Genomic DNA, 20,728 nt, shown 5'->3' with positions numbered 1-20,728 from the left:
CCGATGGCGACGCACGGAGTGGACGTGGCGGCTCACGCACGCGATGATCTGTCCAGGGTTGCACCGGCCGCCACGACCGTGGATGCCGGTGGGGGTGGGAACACGGAAGGGGTAGGCGGTGGAGATTCGCATTCCGGAAGCTGCGGACGCGCTCACCGGGGTCGACATGTTCGCTGGTCTGGAGCCTGAGGTACGGCAGCGGGTGATCGCCGCGGCGGTGCCGCGCACCTTCCGCAAGGGGCAGCTGCTGTTCGTCGAGAACGACCCCGGCGAGTCCCTCATCGTGCTCAAGCGCGGATCGGTGGCGGTCTTCCGCACCTCCCCGACCGGCGAGCGCGCGGTGCTGTCCGTGATGCGCCCGCCGGACGTGCTCGGCGAGGTGTCCCTTCTGGACGGTGCGGCCCGCTCGCTCTCGGCCGAGGCACTGGAGGACTGCACCGCGCTGGCGCTGTCGCGCGGCGCGTTCATGGAGCTGGTGCACTCGAACCCGCGCATCCTCGACGCGGTCATGCGCTCGCTGGGCGCGCTGATCCGCCGGCTGACCGAGCAGAACGCCGACCACGTCTTCCTCGACCTGCCCGGCCGCGTCGCCAAGACGCTGGTGCGGCTGGCCGGGGAGAGCCAGGCTCCGATGATCACGATCGAACTGAACCAGAGCCAGTTGGCGGAGATGGCTGGCGGCTCGCGGCAGAGCGTCAACCAGGCGATCGGCTCCTTCGCCAGCCGGGGATGGCTGCGCACCTAGGGCCGCCGCATCGTGGTGATGGACGTCCCCGCGCTGCGCCGCCGCGCCGGCATGCAGGACCGCTGACGCCGCAGCACCACGGATCAAGGCTCCGCCCCGCACCGGGACGGAGCCTTGATCCGTTCACGCCGGGGTGCCGCCATGACGGCGGCCGGCGTCGCAAAAGCGGTTCAAGCAGGGTACGGCCGCCGTTGCGGCGCAACAGGTGCGGCCTCTACTGAACCGCTTTACCTGACGCGCGCCCGGCCCTAATATGGGAGCGCTTCCATTGACGGTCGTTCCCATCGCCCGCGATGTGCCCGCATCGCTGAGAGCGGCCGCGTTCCCGAGGAGACCCCATGTCCCGCTCCCCACGGCGTGCCCTGCTGGCCGCGCTGGCAGCGGTCACGGCCACGCTGGCCCTGGCCCTGCCGTTCGTCGGCTCCCCCGCCGCCCAGGCGGCCGACCCGCGCGACAGCTTCGTCACCCGCTGCGGCATCCGCTTCTGCCTGGACGGCAAGCCCTACTACTTCGCCGGCGCCAACACCTACGACGTGTTCACCTTCGGCTACGACTGGCTGCCCGGCGAGCAGTACGTGGACAAGGCCAAGATCGATGCGCACATGACCCGGCTGCAGAGCGACAACGTGTCGGTGCTGCGGCTGTGGATGTTCAGCCACGAGGACTGGATGGGCTTCGAGGCGGCGGAGGGCGTCTACACCGAGGAGGCGTTCATCCTCTTCGACTACGTCATGAAGTCCGCCCGGGACCACAACATCCGGCTCGTCCCCGTGTTCGAGAACTTCTGGGAGGCGTACGGCGGCATCGACAAGCGCCTGTCCTGGGAGGGCCTGCCCACCGGATACGCCAACCGCTGGCGCTTCTTCAACAAGACCGCCTGCCCGGGCTGCTTCACGCAGTACCGCAACTACGTGACCAAGGCTCTGACCAGGACGAACTCGTTCACCGGCGTGGCCTGGAAGAACGACCCCACCATCCTGGCCTGGGAACTCATGAACGAGCCCCGCTACCCCGACGCCACCCCCGACGAGAACATCACCGGCACCACCCTGCGGGCCTGGGTCGACGAGATGGGCGCGCTGGTCAAGAGCCTGGATCCGAACCACCTGCTGGGCACCGGCCAGGAGGGCCAGGAGACGAAGTACGGCTACGGCGGCGACTCCGGCGGCCCGTGGACCTACATCCAGTCCTCGCCGTACATCGATTTCACCTCGGGGCACATGTACCCCACCGAGGGCTGGGCGGGCCTGAACTTCGCCTCCGCCCGCGCCCTGCTGCGGCGCTGGATCAGCGACGCGCACACCGTCGTCGGCAAGCCGTTCTTCCTCGGCGAGTGGAACGTGCACGACGACAAGACCACCTGGTGGTCCGAGATGTACGCCGAGATGGAGGCCTCCGGCGGCGACGGCGACGCGTTCTGGTGGTTCCCCGCGAACAGCAACTGCGGCGGGTTCGACTCCGGCCAGGGCTGCCCCGAGCACACCGTGTTCCGGCAGCACTCGGCGAACATGAAGGCCAGGAGCGGGGTCGTCGACCCGTCGCCGAGCGTCAGCCCGTCCCGCTCGGCGAGCCCGTCGCCGTCCCCCTCGGCCAGCGCGAGCCCCAGCCCGAGCCCGAGCCGCAGCGCGAGCCCGTCGCCGAGCACGCCGCCCAGCCCCAGCGCGTCAGCCAGTCCGGGCACCGGGACGAGCTGCCGGGCGGTGTACCGGATCGACAACTCGTGGCCCAACGGCTACAACGCCTCACTGGTGCTCACCAACACCGGCAGCACCACCTTCACCAACTGGGTGCTGACCTTCACCCTCGGCAGCGGCCAGGTGATCGTCAACGGCTGGAACGGCACGTTCACCAGCAGCGGAGGCACGGTGACGGTCACCGCCCCCGGCTGGGCCCCGAATCTGGCCCCGGCGCAGAGCTGGACGGTCAGCTTCACCGGCTCCGGGCCGTCCACCGCCCCGAGCAACGTGAAGCTCAACGGGGTGGCCTGCACCACCGCCTGAAATGACCGGCAGGGGGCGGGCCGGTCGCCCGGCCCGCCCCCTGCGTCACGCCGTGCGCCTGGTCATGATGTGCAACGGCGGTGCGGTGACGCCGCCGTCAGGCGGTCACGGCTGCTCGTCGGTCTCCGCGTCCGGGTCGTCCGCGGGCGGCGCGCCAGGGCCCACCCACGCCTTGTCACCGGTCGGCGGCGCACCGGGGCCCACCCATGCCTTGTCACCGGCCGGCGGGGCACCGGGGCCGACCCACGCCTTCTGCGGCTGGTCGGGTGTCGGCTGGATTTCGGTCATGTTCTCCACCACTCCCTGCTCTTCGAGCTCCGCGAGGGTGACCGCGTCGATGTCCACAAGCTCGCCCACGCCGTGCGCGATCCCGAAGGGATCGGTCCAGGCGAGCGCCAGTCGCACCAACATCGTTCGGCCTCCCACGTACGACCATCGATTGGTTAGCGTCCGCTGGCGGCGCGCACCGGCGGCCCGCCTCGGCGGGACCCCCGATAACGCCATCAGCGCCACACGAGACCCCGGCGCGCAGGCCGCGGTCTGTCAGTGCACGAAACTGTAGCCGCGCGGCGGTGTTGGCGCGGACCCCTTGTCGCGTTAGCTACAGCGGTAAGGAATCGACCCGGGTGGTCAAGCCATACTGGACCTCCGGCGACCTGGCGGAGACGTGAAGACCCCAACCTGCGCGCACTGCTCCCGCGCGGCCGGCCCGGACGACAGGTTCTGCGGCGGCTGCGGGGCTAACCTCACGCCACCTTGCGTCCACTGCGGACGTACGGTGGCCTTCGGCGACCTCTTCTGCACCGGCTGCGGCAACCCGCTGGCCGCGGCGCAGGGCCCGCCCGCACGGGAGGACCGGCGACAGGTCAGCGTGCTGTTCGTCGACATGGTCGGCTTCACGACGTACGCCGAGCAGACCGACCCGGAGCAGGTGCGCACCCTGCAGCAGGAGTACTTCAGCGCGGTGCGCCAGGTGGTCCGCCAGTTCGGCGGCGTGGTGGAGAAGTACATCGGCGACGCGGTGATGGCCATCTTCGGCGCGCCGGTCGCCACCGAGACCGACGCGCTGCGCGCGGTGCGGGCCGGGCTGGAGGCGCAGCGGGTGCTGAGCCGTGGGCCGCTGGCCCACGCGGCCACCTTCCGGGCCGGAGTCGCGACCGGGGAGGCGCTGGTCGACGTGGGCGCCGCCCGCGACGGCGGCCAGGCCATCGTGGCCGGCGACGTCGTCAACACCGCAGCCCGGCTGCAGGCCGCCGCCCCGCCGCACGCGGTGTTCGTGTGCGCCGAGACCGCCCGGGCCAGCGCCGACGACATCGAGTACGACGAGCTGCCGCCCAGGACGCTCAAGGGCCGCAGCGCCACGAGCCGGGTCTTCCTGGCGGTGTCCGCGCGGCTGCAGCGGCGCGACCGGGACGAGTCCACCCCGATGGTCAACCGCGACCACGAGCGTGGCCTGCTCGTCACGGCGCTGCACCGCACCATCCGCGACCGCAGCCCACAGCTGGTCACCGTGTTCGGGCCGGCCGGCATCGGCAAGAGCCGGCTGCTGCGCGAGCTGGCCCGCCACGCCGAGCGCATCCCGGAGACCACGATCTGCTGGCGGGTCGGGCACTGCCCGCCGTTCGGCGAGAACGTGACCTACGCGGCGCTGGCGGAGATCGTGAAAGCGCAGGTCGGCATCCTCGACACCGACGACGAGGCGACCGCCCGCAACCGGCTGGAGAGCGCGCTGCGAGCCATGTGCGGCGAGCTGGAGGCGGCCCGGCTCGGCGACGCGCTCGGCCCGCTGGTCGGCCTGCCCGGCGCGGGCCTGACCCCGGGCGAGACCGAGTCGGCGTGGCGGCGCTTCCTGCTGGCCATGACCACGGCCAACCCGACCGTGCTGGTCTTCGAGGACATGCACTGGGCCGACGAGGCCATGCTGCGCTTCGTCGAGATGCTCGGCAGCATCGGCCCCGGCGTGCCGCTGCTGGTCGTGGCCACCGCCCGGCCCGAGCTGCGCGAGCGCCAGCCGGGCTGGACCAGCGCGGTCACCGGCACCGTCTCGGTGTCGCTGGGCCCGATGCACGACGAGCACATCGCCGCCATGTACCGGCTGATGTTCGGCCAGGCCGTCTTCCCCGCCACCGGGGTCGCCCCACTGGTGGAGCTCGCCGGCGGCAACCCGCTCTACGCCCACGAGTTCGTGCGCATGCTGGTCGAGCGGGGCGAGCTGCGGCCGGTCGGCGGCAACTGGGCGCTGGCCGACGGCGATGCCACCCCGATGCCGCAGACGGTGCAGGCGGTCATCGCCAACCGGCTCGACCTGCTGGACTCGACCGACCGCTCGGTGCTGCAGGCCGCTGCGGTGGTGGGCACCCAGTTCTGGCCGGGCGCGGTGGCCGGGGCGCTGGGCCTGCCCGTCGACGTGGTGGCCCGGTCGTTGCAGCGGCTGCAGCAGCGGGACCTGGTCGCGGAGCACCCGACCTCGGCGATGGCCGGCGAGCCGGAGTACGCCTTCCGCCATGTCCTGGTCCGTGACGTCTGCTACCAGCGGCTGCCGCGCACCGAGCGGGTCTCCCGGCACCAGCGCACCGCCGACTGGCTGGAGCAGATCACCGACAACCGGGCGACCGACCTCGCCGAGGTGCTGGCCAACCACCGCTGGGCCGCCCACGAGATCGCCCGGACGCTGGGCATGGACTCCGAGCCGTACGCCCCGGCGGCGCGGGCCGCGCTGCACCGGGCGGCCCGGCGCGCGTACGCCCTGCACGCCCTGGACGCCGCGGCGACGCTGCTGGACCGCGCGCTCAGCCTGAAGCTGGCGCACGACCCGCTGCTGGACCTGTTCGCCGCCGAGCTGTCGCTGTTCCGGTCCGGGGAGTCGTTCGCCGACGGCGGCGGCCCGCAGCGGCTGGCCGAGCTGGCCGAGGAGCTGGACCGGCTCGGCGAGCGGGCCGGCGCCGCCCGCGCGCTGACGCTGCTCGGCACGATCGCGTGGAGCCGCGCGGACCGCGCCGCGACGCTGGCCCACCTGGACGCGGCGGTCGAGCGCTACGAGGAGCTGCCGGAGACCTTGGAGAAGGCCGAGGCGCTGCTGGAGCTGGCCCGGGTGCACATGATGAACTACGAGACCGAGCCGGCGATCGCCGCCGCCGAAGCGGCCGCCGACATCGCCGACCGGCTGGGCCTGGCCGAGGTGCACGCCAACGCCCGCATCACCTCCGCCACGGCGCGTTACATCGCGGGCGACCCGACCGGGTTCAGCGAGCTGGAGCTGCTCACCGAGCACTGCCGCGAGCACCGGCTGACCAGCCGCCGCCGGGCGGTGCAGAACTTCGCCTGGGCCTGCCTGGAGGAGGGCGATCTGGCCCGCCACCACCGGCTGCTCACCGAGCAGCGCACGGTGGACATCGCGGGCGGGCTGAGCCTGGCCACCAATTTCCACCGCGAGGCGGCCGACGCCTTCTTCGCCGGGGACTGGGACACCCAGATGCGGGCCATCGGCGAGACGATGCGCTCCAACGCGGCGGAGTGGGACGCCATGTCCGTGCTCACCTCGTCCTGGATCGGGGTGCTGCGCGGCGAGGAGCCCGACGACGACGCCATCGAGAAGATGCTCTACTTCGCCCGCCGCAGCGGCTTCCACCGCGTGCTGCGGGGCGCCGCGGCGCCCGCCGCGCTGTGCCGGGCGCTGCAGGGCCGCGCCGAGGAGGCCGCCGCGCTGCTCGGTGAGCTGGAGCGGGACTGGCAGGCCCGGGTGATGCTGCCGTTCGGCGAGTGGGTGGCGGCGGCCGGGCATGCGGCGGCGCTGCTCGGGCCCGCCGAGCGGGAACGGGTGCGGACGATGCTGGCGCGCTCGCCGCGGCGTACGCCGTGGGTCCGGGCGGCGCTGGCCACCGTCGCGGGCGAGCACGTCGAGGCGGCCGGGCACTTCGCCCGCATCGGCGACGCCAGCAACCGGATGCTCTCGCTGGCCTGGGCCGCCCGGGCGGGCACGCTCGGCGAGGACGGCCTGACCGAGCTGCGCGAGTTCGCCGCCCGCAACCGGGCGACGGGTCTGCTGAGCTGACGGATCTCTGTTTGGATGGGCCGGTGCCCGAACTCGTGCCGCCCACCCCCCGCGTCCGCGACTCGTACCTCACCGCGATCACCGAGTACCAGGCCGCGGGCAGCCACCGCAAGCCCAGCTACGACGCGGTGCTGGCCGGCGGGTTCGACGCCCACCTGGAGCAGCTGGCGCTGGACGCCACCGAGTGGTCGGCCCGGCGGCGGCGCGCGGACGTGCCGCAGACCACGCTCTGGTGGGTCGAGGGCGCGTGTTTCCTGGGCGAGATCCGCATCAGGCACCGGCTGACCGACGACCTGCGCCGCGCGGGCGGCCACATCGGCTACGACCTGCGGCCGTCGGCCCGGGGGCAGGGGCACGGCGGCGCGATGCTGGCCGCGGCGCTGCCGGTGGCGGCCGGGCTCGGCATCGAGTGCGCGCTGCTCACCGTCGACGCCGCCAACACCCCGTCCCGCCGCGTCGTCGAGAAGGCGGGCGGCCTGCTCTGGCAGACCGAGGGCAGCCGGCTGCGGTACTGGGTGCCGACGTGCTGACCCCGCTCAGACCGCCGCCGCGACGTTCTTGATCTTCACGGCGTACGTGTCGACGTATTCGCGGCCGGAGAGCTCCATCACCTCGTACATGATCTCGTCGGTGATCGCCCGCTCGACGAACCGGTCCCCGGCCATGCCCGCGTAGCGGGAGAAGTCCAGCGGCGTCCCGAAGCGGATGCGCACCCGCATCACCTTGGGGATGAGCTTGCCGGTGGGCTGCACCACGTCGGAGTTGAGCATCGCCACAGGCACCACCGGCGCCCCGCTCTCCAGCGCCAGCCGGGCCACCCCGGTCTTGCCCCGGAACAGCCGCCCGTCCGGCGAGCGGGTGCCCTCGGGGTAGATGCCGGCCAGCCCGCCCGCGCGCAGCACCCGCAACTGGGTGTCCAGGGCGGCCTGCGCGGCGCGGCCGCCGGAGCGGTCCACCGGGATGGTGCCGGTGCCCACGAAGAACATCTTCGTCAGCCGGCCCTTGAGACCCTTGCCGGTGAAGTATTCCGCTTTGGCCACGAATGTGACCTTCCGCTTGACCACCAGGGGCATGAAGATGGAGTCGGAGAACGAGAGATGGTTGCTGGCGAGGATCGCCGGGCCCCGGTCCGGCACGTTTTCGAGACCCTCGACCTGCGGCCTGAAGATCAACCGCAGCAGGGGGCCGAGGAAGATGTATTTCAGCAGCCAGTAGAGCACTGAGTCCCGTCCAAGTCGATCGGCGAACGTGGTGTGGCGCTTGACGATCCGGCTCGGAGGGGCCGGCCGGGACATACCGAGTTTGTGGCATGCATCGCAGAGCCTACTGCCGGAACACGGGTGTCACGTGTCAGGATTTGAAGCGATGCCCACCGGCCCCACGACGAGCCCCTATCCCGCCAAGGAGTGTGCCAGGTGCCAGCCACGGACGATCCGGACCGCACGCCGGCCGAACCCGCGCGTCCCGGGCCGTCCGGCAACGAGGCGACGCCCGAACAGGTGGATGCCGAGTTCGCTCGCATCGTCGCCGGTTTCGACACGCCCCTGACCACCCGGACCTGGCCCGCCGGCGAGGAGCCGCCAGCCGGCCCGCCCGCGCCCGCCGGCCCGGTGTGGCCCGCCGGCGGCCCGATCCTCAACCGCCCCGCGCTGACCGGCGACCCGCGAGGGGTCTCCCCCGGCGACCCGTCGCTGCTCGACTCGCTCGACTCGTTCGGCAGCGGGCTGCCCGACGACACTCCGGACGAGTTCGTGCCGCCGCCGCCCCCGCCGCTGCCGCGGGTGCCGTTCGCCGCGATCGTCGCCGTGCTGTCGATCGTCTTCGGGTTCGTGCTGTTCTTCGACACCCGGCTGCTGCCCTTCAACGATCGGGTGAGCATGTTGTTCGCCCTGGTCTGCATCCTCGGCGGGGCCACCGCGCTGATCATGCGGCTGCGCCCCGGCGACGAGGACGACGAACTGCCCCCCGACGACGGCGCTGTTGTCTAGCGGAGCCCGCTCCGCGGCCTTGATCGGTCGTCCAGCCTGCGCTGCGCTACGTCTGTACACCGAGCGGCCGCTCCGACGGGCTCCTGTCTGAGCAGGCGAGCCCGCGCAGCGGGCTCGCCTGCTCAGGCCGACTTCTCCAGCCAGTCCAGGATCGCGTCGATCGGCTCCCGCCAGCGGGTGTCCAGCATCAGGTCGTGGCCCATGCCCGGGAACAGCAGCGGCGCGCCGCCGTAGCCGCGGGCCACCCGGCGCAGCGCGGTGTCGGACACGATGCGGTCGTCGGGGCTGCCCACCACCAGCACCGGCGGGTCGCCGACCGGCGGCTGCGGGGTGCGGCCGCGCAGCAGCTGCCACTGCGCCCGGGTCGAGGCCCGGCCCAGGCGGGCGGCGTACCCGCGGGCGGCGTTGCTCGGCAGTTCCCGGCTGAACAGCTGCCCGGCGGGCAGCCGCAGGCCGCCGCCGAACAGCGCCGGCAGGCTGAGCATCGGGTTGCGCAGGGCGGTGCCCGTCCCGCCGAAGACCGGCGACAGCAGCACCGCCGCGCGGGCCGGGTAACGCGCCAGCGCGTGCGCGGTCACCAGGGCGCCGGCCCCGTGCCCCACGATCACCGCGCGGCGCGGCAGGGAGGCGGCGACCTGGGCCACATCGTGGGCGTACGCCCGCAGCGTCGCCTTCGGCGCCTTCGCGCTGTCGCCGTGCCCGCGCAGGCTCACCGCGTACGCCGGGAAGCCGCGGTCGGCGGTGTGCTCCAGCCAGTGCTCGGCGAACACCCACGCGCCGTGGCCGAACCCGGGCACGAACAGCACCGGCGGCCTGCCCTCGTCCACCTCGGGGGTGGCGCGGCGCACCTCACGGCGCACCGAAGCGATCGGGAACGCCCACTCGCGGGCGCGCATGACCTTCACTTCGCCCCCTCCAGGCCGAGTTCGTCGAGCAGGCGCTGGATGGCCTTGAGATACGTCGTGTGGCTGATCTCGAACCAGTGCCGGGTGGAGTCCTTCACCTTCGCGGTGGTCCACCGCCGGTCCAGCTCCGCCTCCAGCTTGCGCTGCACCGCGACCGCCTTCGCCGGGGCCGCCTCGCGCACCCGCAGCATCCGGGCGAACGCCACCATCTGCCAGTGCACCAGCGGGAACAGCCCGGAGTCCGGCTGCAGCAGCCCGGCCACCGCCAGCGTCGGCTGGCGCTTGGGGAAGGCGTGCATGGCCAGCCGCGGGCGGCCCGACGCGTCGACGCCGAGCAGGCTGCCGTCGATGAACTCGAACGACGGGTGGTAGCCGGTGGCCAGCACGACCAGGTCCGGTTCGATCACCTCGCCGCCCTTGAGCTCCACGCTGTTGCGGTGGAAGCGCGCCACGTCCGGCACGGGTGAGACCGCGCCGTGGCCCAGGTAGTAGACCAGCTGGCTGTTGACGATGGTGTGCGTCTCGTAGATCTTGTGGTCGGGCTGGGGCAGGCCGAACCGGGTCAGGTCGCCCACCGTCGACTTCAGCGTGCGGTGGGCCAGGAACTGGCGGGCCCGCAGCGGCAGCCTCAGCCACAGCATCAGGTCGTTCACCTGGTCGGCCGGGCGGCCCAGGGTGTACTTGGGGGTGTACCAGTAGCCCCGGCGGGTCGAGTGCCAGCAGCGCGCGGCCTGCTGGGCCGCCTCCACCGCGATGTCGCAGCCGGTGTTGCCCGCCCCGATCACCAGGACCTTCTTGTTGCGCAGCTGCGCGGCGTCCTTGAACTGCGCGGCGTGGATGACCTCGCCCTTGAAGTCCTCCAGGCCCTCGTACTCCGGGCGCTTCGGGGACCAGTTGTGGCCGTTGGCGATGACCACCGCCGCGTACCGGTGGATGCGCTCGCCGCCGTAGCCGCCCGTGCTGCGCGTGGTCACGTCCCAGCGCTCGCCCTCGGCCGGCTCGACCTTGACGACCTCGGTGCCGAACCAGATGTGCGGCCTGAGGTCGAAGTGGTCGGCGTAGTGCTCCAGGTACTCCAGCACCTGGGTGTGCTTGGGGTAGTCCGGCCAGCTGTCCGGCATCGGGAAGTCCGGGAACTGGCTGAACGGCTTCGAGGAGATCAGGTGCGTGCTCGCGTACACCGGGCTGCGGTCGTGCCGCCAGTTCCAGGCCCCGCCGACGCTGGTGTCGCGCTCGTAGCAGTCGACGCCGAACCCGTGCTCCTTGAGGTTCTTCATCGCGGTCAACCCGCTGGGGCCCGCGCCGATGACGCAGACCGTGCCGCTGCGGTCGTAGACCGGCCAGCCGTCACGCCACGCCGTCGCGGGACCACCCGACTCGGGATCGCCGTAACCGGCCGAATACGTCACCCACGACCTCCACGACTAGGTAAGACGCAGAGCATCTTTCCCGTTTGCGGCAGAGGTTGTAAAGCGCGGATTCCTAGACGAGGTCCACGACCAAGGGGTAGTGGTCGCTGGCCCGGTCTGCCTCGTCCGACGTGACCACCCGGTATCTGCCCAGCTCCAGGCGTGGGTCCAGGAGGATCGCGTCGATCCGGCGGGTCGGGTTCGGGGTCGGGAAGGTGTGGCGGTCCTCGCGGTCGGCCAGCGCCGCGGCGTCGGCCAGCCGGTCGGTGAGCAGCTGCCAGGAGCTGCCGTCCGGGCACTCGTTGAGGTCCAGCCCCACGACGACCGGGTCGTCGAGCGCGAGCGCGGGCTTGAGCAGCGCCGCCTGGGCGGGGCGCTCCGCGTCGTCGGTCGACAGGTGCGACCCGACCACCACGAACGGTGCCCGCCCCGGCACCTCCAGCCGCGCGAAACACGCCCCCCGCATGTGCCGGCCCGGCGTCAGCGGATAGCGCATGCACCACTGGTCCAGCACCCGCACCCGCAGGCTGGTCATGATCACATTACCCAGGCTGGGCATGCCCCCCGCGGCCATGAACATCCCGAACGACGCCGCCAGATCCGCGCACTTGGTCCGCCACCGCCACCGCCGAGGCGCCTCCTGCACGATCAGCACATCCGGCGCCAGCCCCCGCACCACCGCGGACAGCGCGGAAAGGTCGTCCCGCAACGAATGCACGTTGTACGACACCACCCGCACCGACATGCCGCCCAGCATGCCCCACCCCCGCCCGCTGATCATGAACTTATGGACGTGCTGGACGGCGTGTCGCCACCCCGGCACCGTGATCGTCCCCGCCCGCCGGGGCGCGGCACAGATGATCACGGCGGCAGGGTGGTGACACGCCGCCGAACACGTCCATAGGTTCATGATCGACCCGGTGTTGCCGGGCCGGGGTGGTGCGGGTTAGAGGCGGGCCAGGTCGGCGGCGCCGACCAGGCCGGCGACGTTGCCCATCTTGGCCGCGCGGAGTTCGGCCACCGGGAGGCGGCCTCGCTGGGCGAGGCTGTCCAGGTAGGACTGGCGGGCGGGGGTCATCAGCAGGTCGCCGGCGTCGATGACGCCGCCACCCACCACCAGCACCTGCGGGTCGAGGATCTGGACCAGGTCGGCCAGACCCTGGCCCAGCCAGTATCCGATCTGCGTGAACGCGTCGATCGCCACCTCGTCGCCGGCCTGCGCCGCCGCGGTCACGATCGGACCGGTGATGTTCTCCACCTTGCCGCCGGCCTTGCCCAGCAGCAGCGCCGCCCGATCCGGCTCGGCCTGCGCTCCCGCGCGGGCGAAGCGGACCAGGGCGTTGCCGCTGGCGTACTGCTCGATGCAGCCGTGCCGGCCGCACCCGCAGACGTGGCCGTCGGGCACCGCGAGCATGTGGCCGATCTCCGCCGCGATGCCGTGCGCGCCGCGCACGAGACCGCCGCCGAGCACGATGCCGCCGCCGATGCCGGTGCCGACGGTGAACATCACCATCGAGTCCTCGGCGTCGGCCGCCGCGCCGTAGCGGAACTCCGCCCACGCGGCCACGTTCGCGTCGTTCTCCACCACCACGGGCAGGTTGACCGCCTTGGCGACATAGTCGCGCAGCGGTTCGTCACGCCAGGCCAGATTCGGTGCGAACAGCACCGTCGACCGGGTCGCGTCAATCCATCCGGCGGCGCCGATGCCGACCGCGTCCACCTTGTGCTCGGCGGACAGATCCTTCACCACATCGATGATCACGTCCCGGGTCGCGGCGACGTCGCCGGCCGGGGTGTCGCGACGGCATGTCGCGACGACGGTGCCGTCAGGATCGACCACACCGCCAAGCACCTTGGTGCCACCGATGTCCACGCCGATGGTGAGTGCCACGGCCGAACCCTTCCTTGCTGGGCTTGCCGGCGGTGACGCTTTTGGGGAGCCCACGCCGTGCTACTTGGGCAACACCCTAACGCCGGAAGGACCCCCCGCGAGCGTCGCCCGCCGAAGATCGATGTCACAACTCCGGCGGCGGGTGCGGCTCCGCCTTGCGGACGGCCTTTTTTGCTGCCTTAACCCGCGCGGGTGACGGGGGTGTTTCCGACTCGGAAACAGAGGGTGTCGGGTTAGTGACAACCTTCTTGACGATCTTCTTGACCGCTTTCTTGGCCATCGGCCGGGCCGACGGCGCGTCCGCCGAGGCGGCGGGCGGTGCGGCGGCGGCCGGACCCCTCGGACCGTCGCCGTCGGCTGCGCTCGGGGCCGCTGCGGCGCCCTCGCCCGCGGCGCCCGGTTGCGCCGTGGCGTCGCGCCAGGCCGCGTCGCCGGGGCGGTGCGTGGAGACGCTGCGCAGGAAGCTGGCCAGGCCCGCGGCCAGGTCGCCGGCTCCGGTCGCGACCCGCTCGACCAGTTCCGGGTCAGGGTCGCGGACCGCCGCGATCACCTTGCAGAGTGGACACACGCAGCACTCCGGGGAGCCCGTGGCCAGGTGCGGGTTGGCGTTGGCAGCCAGCGTCGCGGCCGCGAGCACCGCCGCCACCAGCCGCTCCGCCTCCTCTCGGGCAGTGCCCGGCGAGATGTCCATGCTCAGGCCGCCTCGACCTGCTTCTTGAGCTCCTTCAAGGCGGTATCCATGATCGCCTTCTCGGCCTTCTTCTTGAACATGCCCAGCATGCCGATCGAGAGGTCCACCGACAGCGTGTAGGTCACCGTGCAGGTGCCGTCGCCGTTGTCGGTGATGTCATAGGACCCGTCCTGCGCCTTCTGCATCTTGGACGGCGCGACCAGGTGCCACTCGATCCGCGAGATGTCCTCGGCGTAGTCGTAGGCCAGGGTGTATTCGTCCTGCACGATGCCCGCGTCGATGACGAAGCGCACGGTGGCCGGGTAACCGTCCTCGTACTCCTCGAGCACCTCAGCGACCTTGATGGCCTGGGTCCACCGGGGATACGAGGGGTAGTCGCAGATGACCTCGGCGATGCGGGCCGGGTCGGCGTTGATCACGATCGACTGGGAGGAGGATTCCGCCATGAACAGCAGGCTACCCGTAGCGGCCGGGGCATAGCCGACCCGCCACGACGGACGGGCGGCAACCCGTCGGAACAGGGACAGCGTTTGCAGAGGGACCGGGACGACGTTCTACAGTGCCGGGGGCGGCAGCGGCGCTGGCCGCCGGGCGGCGCGGACGCGCCAGTGGCCCGAACGAGCAGCTCAAGGAGCGTTTGGTGCGGCAGTTTTCGCAGGCCCCGGCGGTGATCGTCGATGACACCGACCGGCTGACCGACCCGGTGTGGGACAACGCGGCACAGACGCCCCAGCTGGTGCAGTTCTCCCGCCGCGCCGGGTCCGGCTGGGCGGACGTCACCTGCGCCGAGTTCCACGCCGAGGTGGTGGCGCTGGCCTGCGGCCTGGTCGCCGCGGGCGTGCAGCCGGGCGACCGGGTCGCCCTGATGAGCCGCACCCGGTTCGAGTGGACGCTGATCGACTACGCGATCTGGGCCTGCGGCGCGGTCACCGTGCCGATCTACGAGACCTCCAGCGCCGAGCAGGTGCAGTGGATCCTGGCCGACTCCGGCGCGGTCGGCTGCTTCACCGAGACCCCGGCGCACACCGCGACGGTCCGCGAGGCCGCGCCCGCGCTGACCCGGCTCTGGCAGATCGACGGCGGAGACCTGTCCACGCTGGTCACGCGGGGCGAGAGCGTCGACGCGGCCGAGATCGAGGTGCGCCGCAAGTCCGGCAGCGCCGACGACCCGGCCACCATCGTCTACACCTCCGGCACCACCGGCCGGCCCAAGGGCTGCGTGCTGACGCACCGCAACATGCTCTCCGACATCGGCAACGCCATCCCGGCGCTGGACATCCTGTTCCAGGAGGGCTCCTCGACGGTGCTGTTCCTGCCGCTGGCGCACGCGTTCGCGCGGCTGCTGCAGATCGGCGTGGTGCAGGGCCGGGTGCGCACCAGCCACACCGCCGACGTGAAGAACCTGGTCGACGACCTGGGCGCGTTCCGGCCCACGTTCCTGCTGAGCGTGCCGCGGGTGTTCGAGAAGGTCTACAACAGCGCCCGGCAGAAGGCGCACAGCGGCGGCAAGGGCGCGATCTTCGACAAGGCCGAGGCCGTCGCGATCGCGTACAGCCAGGCCCTGGAGACGCCGTCGGGTCCCGGGGTGGGCCTGCGGATCAAGCACACGGTCTTCGACAAGCTGGTCTACGGCAAGCTGCGGGCCGCCCTGGGCGGGCGCTGCCACAGTGCGATCTCCGGCGGCGCGCCGCTGGGCGAGCGGCTGGGCCACTTCTTCCGCGGCGTCGGGCTCAACGTGCTGGAGGGCTACGGCCTGACCGAGACCTCGCCCGCGATCACCTTCAACCGGGCCGGCGCGCAGAAGATCGGCACGGTCGGCCAGCCGCTGCCCGGGGTGACCATCGCCATCGCCGACGACGGCGAGATCCTGGCCCGCGGCGAGGTCATCTTCCCGGGCTACTGGAACAACCCGGCGGCCACCGCCGAGGCGATCGACGCCGACGGCTGGTTCCACACCGGAGACCTGGGCTCGCTGGACGACGACGGTTTCCTGCGCATCACCGGGCGCAAGAAGGAGATCATCGTGACCGCGGGCGGCAAGAACGTCGCACCGGCCGTGCTGGAGGACCGGGTGCGCGCCCACGCGCTGGTCAGCCAGTGCATGGTGGTCGGCGACCGGCAGCCGTTCATCGCCGCGCTGGTCACCGTCGACCCCGAGGCGCTGCCGGGCTGGCTGGCCGCGCGCGACCGTCCGGACACGCCCGTTTCGGACCTCGTCGACGACGCCGACCTGCGCGCCGAGATCCAGGCCGCGGTCAGCGAGGCCAACAAGGCCGTGTCGGCGGCCGAGGGCATTAAGGTCTTCAGGATCCTGCCGCGTGACTTCACCGAGGCGACCGGCGAGCTGACCCCGTCGCTGAAGGTCAAGCGCGCGGTCGTGATGAAGGAGTACGCGGAGGAGATCGATGCCATCTACCACCGCTGAGCGCCCCAAGCGCCGGCTCCGGCGCATCCCGGCCTCACAGCTGATCGCGATCGCCGTACGCGGCACCATGCTGCTGCTGGTGGGCGTGCTGATCATGGCCGCCACCAAGGACTGGGCGGAGCTGCGCTGGGTCGCCCTGCTGGCACTGGCCGGGCTGCCGGGCGTGCTCACGCCCCGGCACGCGGTGCTCGCGTCGCTGGGCAGGTTCGCCGAGACGGTCCTTGTCGGCCTGGGCGCGAGCGCCGTCGCGCTGGCCGCCGACCAGATGTACGCGCTGTCCGACGGGGCGGGCGCCTCGGCGATCCTGCCCTACCTGGCCGTGCCGATCACCGCCGCGATGCTCAACCACCGCCCGCTGGAGTCGGCCGGGCTGCTCAGCGTCGCCGCGCTGACGCTGGCCGTGGCGGGCTGGCTGACCGTGCTGCCCGACGGCACCCGGCAGCTGAGCCACTTCGGCTACCTGGCCGCCTGCGCGCAGTGGCTGATCCTGGCCGCGGTCGGCACCATCACCACCGGCGCCATGCAGCGGGCCGCGCTGATCCGCCGCACCCCCCAGCCGTACGCGGAGGCCACCCGCCTGCTCACCCAGCTGCGCCAGGTGGCCCGCCAGCTGCCCGGCGCCACCCTCGACCCGGGCAGCATCGCCGAGCACCTGCTGGAGGAGCTGCGCCCGATCGGCCGCCCGCAGCGGGCCGCGGTGCTGGCCGCCAGCGGGGCCGGACGCCTGGTGGTGCTGGCCCAGTTCGGCGTGGAAGCCGACGACACCTCCACCCGGGCCGCCTGGGAGACCAGCCTCGACGCCGACTCGGCCATCGCCGACGCGTGGGCCAGCCAGCAGCCGCAGGTCTCCGGGCGCTCCCAGCTGCGCTCCTTCGACCAGACCGGCCCGGTCTCGGCCGTGGTGGTGCCCCTGATCGCCGGCGTGCGCACGGTGGGCCTGGTGGCCCTGGAGCGCGACGGCACCAACGGCTACCCGCCCGCGCTCACCGGCCGGATCGTCGCCGCGGCCACCCCGGCGGCACTGCGGCTGGAGGCCGCGCTGCTGTTCGAGGAGGTGCGCTCGATCGCCACCAACGAGGAGCGCCAGCGGCTCGCCCGCGAGATCCACGACGGCGTCGCCCAGGAACTCGTGATGATCGGGTACGGCGTGGACAACGCGCAGGCGACGCTGCCCGAGGACGCCAAGGACACCGCCGAGGAGCTGCGGGTGCTCCGCGCCGAGATCACGCGGGTCATCACCGAGCTGCGGCTGAGCCTGTTCGAGCTGCGCAGCGAGGTGGACCGGCACGGCGGGCTCACCGCGGCCATCGCCGAGTTCGCCCGCATCTCGGGCAACCAGGCCGGGCTGAAGGTGAACCTGTCGCTGGACGAGGCGGGCCGGCTGCCGGCCTCGATCGAGTCCGAGCTGCTGCGCATCGCGCAGGAGGCGATCACCAACGCGCGGAAGCACGCGAATGCCGCGAACCTGTGGGTGACCTGCACCGTCGACCCGCCATACGGGCTGATCGAAGTGTCCGACGACGGCCGCGGCATACCCGATGAGCGTACGGACGGACGCTACGGTCTTGCGATCATGGCGGAGAGGGCGGAACGTATCCGGGGCCGACTCGAGATCAGGCCTCGGGACCCGGTGGGGACCACCGTCGCCGTGGTCGTGGGCGGTTCCTCTCGACAAGAGGGCCGGGCGACGCGATAACGTGTGTCACCCGCACAGCCAGAGCGCGGGTGCCAGAAGGGGAGAAAGCGGGCATGTCCACTAGTACTGTGCCGACAGGACGAACCAAAGTCCTGCTCGTCGACGACCATGACCTGATCCGCAAGGGGCTTCGCCACGCGTTCGAGCGGGACCGCCAGTTCGAGGTGGTCGGCGAGGCCAGCACCGCCGCCGAGGCCGTACGCCAGGCCGGCGCCCTGCACCCCGACGTAGTGATCATGGACCTCCGCCTGCCCGACGGCAGCGGCCTGGAGGCCACCCGCACGCTGCGCAAGTCCAGCTCGACCATGGGCATCGTGGTGCTCACCATGTACGCCGGCGACGACCAGCTCTTCGGCGCGCTCGAGGCTGGCGCCAGCGCGTTCGTGCCCAAGACCGCCCCGGCCGACGAGGTCGTCGCGGCGGCCCGCCACGCGGCCAGCGCGCCCAGCGCGTTCACCGCCGCCGACCTGGCCGAGGCCATGAAGCGCCGACTGACCCCGAGCGGCCCGCAGCTGAGCCCGCGCGAGGGCCAGGTGCTGAAGCTGCTCGCCGAGGGCATGAGCGTCTCCGGCATCGCCAAGCAGCTGTTCGTCAGCGAGTCGACGGCCAAGACCCACATCTCGAAGCTCTACGAGAAGCTGGGCGCCGCCAACCGCGCCCAGGCCCTGATGACCGCGCTGCGCCTCGGCCTGCTGCAGGCGCCCGACGCCCCGAACCTGTCCTGATGGGCCGGCACGCCCACGCCAGCGGCGACGAGCTGCTCACCGACTGGCGGACCGACCGGCTGGGTGCGGCCCGGCGCGGCGACAACCCCCTCGTCATGGCCAAGCTCAACAGCGGATACGCCGTCTTCGGCGACACGCAGCACCTGCCTGGATACTGCGTGCTGCTGTCCGACGTGGACGGCGCCGACCACCTCACCGACCTGTCCCGCACCCAGCGCGCGGACTTCCTGGCCGACATGGGCCTGCTGGGTGAGGCGGTCTTCGCCGCCTGCAACGGTTTCGACCCCGCGTTCCGCCGGCTCAACTACGAGATCCTCGGCAACTCGCTGCACCACCTGCACGCGCACATCCACCCCCGCTACTCGTGGGAGGCCCGGGAGTTCCGCGACACCCCGGTGTGGCGCTACCCGAACGAGGTGCGCTTCGCCGAGGAGCACGACACCCTCGTCTCCCCGAAGGCGGAGGAGTACGACCAGCTCCGCGAGGCCATCACGGCCGAACTGGCCCGGCTGGCCTAGACATGCGGAGCCCGCTCGACGGGCTCCTGAAGCGAAGGGCGCCCGACCGCACGGCGGTCGGGCGCCCTTCGCGCGTGCGGGCTCCCCATGTTTCCGACCGCCTCCCGCCGGGCAGGGATCTATGGGACATTAACGGAGGACCCCGCTGAGGGTGGTGAGCCCGATGGGCGAGAAGGTGCAGCAGCACGTCTTCACCCGCGCGGACCGCGCGCTGTACCGGGAGAAGGTCCGCCGGTGCCTGGACGTGTTCGCGCTGATGCTGGGCGAGTCCCAGTTCGACTTCGAGCGCCCGCTCACCGGGCTGGAGATCGAGCTCAACCTGGTCGACGAGCAGGGCCACCCGTCGATGCGCAACGCCGAGGTGCTCGCCGCCATCGCCGACCCCGCGTTCGTCACCGAACTCGGCCAGTTCAACATCGAGATCAACATTCCGCCGCGGGAGCTGGCCAAGGGCGGCCTGACGGCGTACGAGCAGCAGATCCGGGCCAGCCTGAACGCTGCCGAGGACAAGGCGCAGACCGTCGGCGCGCACACCACCATGATCGGCATCCTGCCGACGCTGCGCCCCGAGCACCTGACCGGCGCGGCGCTGTCGGCCAACCCCCGCTACGCGCTCATCAACGAGCAGGTGTTCGCCGCCCGCGGCGAGGACCTGCGCATCAGCATCGACGGGCCGGACCCGCTCACCGTCACCGCCGACACCATCGCGCCCGAGGCCGCCTGCACCAGCGCACAGCTGCACCTGCAGGTCAGCCCGGCGCAGTTCGGGGCGTACTGGAACGCCGCACAGGCCATCGCCGGGGTGCAGCTGGCCATCGCCGCCAACTCGCCCTTCCTGTTCGGGCACGAGCTGTGGCACGAGACCCGCATCCCGCTGTTCAAGCAGGCCACCGACACCCGGCCGGAAGAGATCAAGACCCAGGGGGTACGCCCGCGGGTCTGGTTCGGCGAGCGCTGGATCACCTCGGTCTTCGACCTGTTCGAGGAGAACGTCCGCTACTTCCCCGCGCTGCTGCCGATCAGCACCGAGGACGACCCCGCCGACCAGCTCGCCGGCGGCGAGGTGCCCGAACTGACCGAGCTGCGCCTGCACAACGGCACGATCTACCGCTGGAACCGCCCGGTGTACGACGTCTCCGACGGCATGCCGCACGTACGGGTGGAGAACCGGGTGCTGCCCGCGGGCCCCACCGTCGTCGACATCATGGCCAACGCGGCGTTCTGGTTCGGGCTGGTCCGCACCCTGGCCGAGGGCGGCCTGCCGGTGTGGTCCCGGATGCCGTTCAAGCAGGCCGACGAGAACTTCTACACCGGCGCGCGCCAGGGCATCGGCGCCCACCTGTTCTGGCCCGACCTGGGCTACCTCACCGCGTACGAGCTGGTGCTGCGGCGGCTGCTGCCGCTGGCCCACCAGGGCCTGGAGAGCTGGGGCGTCGAGGCGCGCGAGCGGGACCGGCTGCTGGGCATCATCGAGCAGCGCTGCCTGCTCCGCCGCAACGGCGCGACCTGGCAGATCGACACGGTCCACCGTCTGGAACGCGGCGGCCTGGAACGCCCCGAAGCCCTCCGCGAGATGCTCCTGCGCTACATGGCCCACATGCACCAGAACATCCCCGTCCACGAGTGGCCCCGCGAGGACTGACCAGCCGCCGCCACCGGGCGCACGAATCGGGTCGGTCGTTCG

At 72.1% G+C, this 20,728-nt stretch carries 17 protein-coding genes and 1 pseudogene; 10 read left to right on the top strand and 8 right to left on the bottom strand.

The window, feature by feature from the left end:
• Positions 1-118: 118 nt before the first annotated feature.
• Positions 119-811, top strand: a pseudogene (locus HAV39_RS29075) (Crp/Fnr family transcriptional regulator).
• Between the two features lie 272 nt (positions 812-1,083).
• Positions 1,084-2,745 (top strand): cellulose binding domain-containing protein, encoded by a 1,662-nt coding sequence (locus HAV39_RS29070; protein ID WP_191842365.1) that lies wholly within the window; start codon positions 1,084-1,086, stop codon positions 2,743-2,745.
• A gap of 105 nt (positions 2,746-2,850) precedes the next feature.
• Here the strand turns inward: HAV39_RS29070 and HAV39_RS29065 are convergent, their stop codons facing one another.
• Positions 2,851-3,156, bottom strand: a complete 306-nt coding sequence (locus tag HAV39_RS29065; RefSeq protein ID WP_191842364.1) for a hypothetical protein — start codon at positions 3,154-3,156, stop codon at positions 2,851-2,853.
• Between the two features lie 256 nt (positions 3,157-3,412).
• On the opposite strand from HAV39_RS29065, the gene HAV39_RS29060 reads away from it, so the two are divergent.
• Both HAV39_RS29060 and HAV39_RS29055 read left to right on the top strand, forming a co-directional pair.
• Positions 3,413-6,796, top strand: a complete 3,384-nt coding sequence (locus tag HAV39_RS29060) for an AAA family ATPase (RefSeq protein WP_191842363.1) — start codon at positions 3,413-3,415, stop codon at positions 6,794-6,796.
• A 23-nt stretch (positions 6,797-6,819) separates the two neighbouring features.
• Positions 6,820-7,326, top strand: coding sequence for a GNAT family N-acetyltransferase (locus tag HAV39_RS29055; RefSeq protein WP_191842362.1), 507 nt, complete (start codon positions 6,820-6,822; stop codon positions 7,324-7,326).
• A 6-nt stretch (positions 7,327-7,332) separates the two neighbouring features.
• Here the strand turns inward: HAV39_RS29055 and HAV39_RS29050 are convergent, their stop codons facing one another.
• Positions 7,333-8,016, bottom strand: a complete 684-nt coding sequence (locus tag HAV39_RS29050; protein WP_191842389.1) for a lysophospholipid acyltransferase family protein — start codon at positions 8,014-8,016, stop codon at positions 7,333-7,335.
• Positions 8,017-8,211: 195 nt separating this feature from the next.
• On the opposite strand from HAV39_RS29050, the gene HAV39_RS29045 reads away from it, so the two are divergent.
• Complete coding sequence (locus HAV39_RS29045; RefSeq protein ID WP_191842361.1) at positions 8,212-8,784, top strand: hypothetical protein; 573 nt, start codon at positions 8,212-8,214, stop codon at positions 8,782-8,784.
• 122 nt (positions 8,785-8,906) lie between these two features.
• On the opposite strand, the gene HAV39_RS29040 is transcribed toward HAV39_RS29045, so the two are convergent.
• The 6 genes from HAV39_RS29040 to HAV39_RS29015 form a co-directional block, all read right to left on the bottom strand.
• Positions 8,907-9,680: an alpha/beta hydrolase gene (locus HAV39_RS29040; protein ID WP_191842388.1), complete on the bottom strand. Its 774-nt coding sequence runs from the start codon at positions 9,678-9,680 to the stop codon at positions 8,907-8,909.
• A gap of 5 nt (positions 9,681-9,685) precedes the next feature.
• Positions 9,686-11,098 (bottom strand): flavin-containing monooxygenase, encoded by a 1,413-nt coding sequence (locus tag HAV39_RS29035; protein ID WP_191842360.1) that lies wholly within the window; start codon positions 11,096-11,098, stop codon positions 9,686-9,688.
• Between the two features lie 73 nt (positions 11,099-11,171).
• A complete protein-coding gene (locus tag HAV39_RS29030) occupies positions 11,172-11,879 on the bottom strand; it encodes an endonuclease/exonuclease/phosphatase family protein (RefSeq protein WP_239120152.1) in 708 nt (235 codons plus the stop codon).
• Positions 11,880-12,044: 165 nt separating this feature from the next.
• Positions 12,045-12,989 (bottom strand): ROK family glucokinase, encoded by a 945-nt coding sequence (locus HAV39_RS29025; RefSeq protein WP_191842359.1) that lies wholly within the window; start codon positions 12,987-12,989, stop codon positions 12,045-12,047.
• Between the two features lie 124 nt (positions 12,990-13,113).
• Positions 13,114-13,680 (bottom strand): hypothetical protein, encoded by a 567-nt coding sequence (locus HAV39_RS29020; protein WP_191842358.1) that lies wholly within the window; start codon positions 13,678-13,680, stop codon positions 13,114-13,116.
• Positions 13,681-13,682: 2 nt separating this feature from the next.
• Positions 13,683-14,126 carry an SRPBCC family protein gene (locus HAV39_RS29015; protein ID WP_120316168.1) on the bottom strand — a complete coding sequence of 148 codons (444 nt, stop codon included), beginning with the start codon at positions 14,124-14,126 and terminating at the stop codon, positions 13,683-13,685.
• Between the two features lie 194 nt (positions 14,127-14,320).
• Here HAV39_RS29015 and HAV39_RS29010 point away from each other — a divergent pair, with 194 nt between their 5' ends.
• From HAV39_RS29010 to HAV39_RS28990, 5 genes are all read left to right on the top strand, one after another.
• Entirely contained in the window at positions 14,321-16,105 is a 1,785-nt protein-coding gene (locus HAV39_RS29010; protein ID WP_191842357.1) for an AMP-dependent synthetase/ligase, read from the top strand.
• Positions 16,086-17,801 carry a sensor histidine kinase gene (locus HAV39_RS29005; RefSeq protein WP_120316170.1) on the top strand — a complete coding sequence of 572 codons (1,716 nt, stop codon included), beginning with the start codon at positions 16,086-16,088 and terminating at the stop codon, positions 17,799-17,801. Before HAV39_RS29010 ends, HAV39_RS29005 begins: the two co-directional genes overlap by 20 nt.
• 53 nt (positions 17,802-17,854) lie before the next feature.
• The gene (locus HAV39_RS29000; protein WP_120316171.1) at positions 17,855-18,526 is read left to right on the top strand and encodes a response regulator transcription factor; all 672 of its coding nucleotides are present in this window, start codon (positions 17,855-17,857) and stop codon (positions 18,524-18,526) included.
• A complete protein-coding gene (locus HAV39_RS28995) occupies positions 18,526-19,044 on the top strand; it encodes an HIT family protein (protein ID WP_120316172.1) in 519 nt (172 codons plus the stop codon). Before HAV39_RS29000 ends, HAV39_RS28995 begins: the two co-directional genes overlap by 1 nt.
• 163 nt (positions 19,045-19,207) lie before the next feature.
• Entirely contained in the window at positions 19,208-20,686 is a 1,479-nt protein-coding gene (locus tag HAV39_RS28990; protein WP_191842356.1) for a glutamate-cysteine ligase family protein, read from the top strand.
• Positions 20,687-20,728 lie beyond the last annotated feature (42 nt).

The sequence above is a fragment of the Catellatospora chokoriensis genome (assembly GCF_011297315.1).
Lineage (GTDB): Bacteria > Actinomycetota > Actinomycetes > Mycobacteriales > Micromonosporaceae > Catellatospora > Catellatospora citrea.
This window is presented reverse-complemented; position numbering and strand designations above follow the sequence as displayed.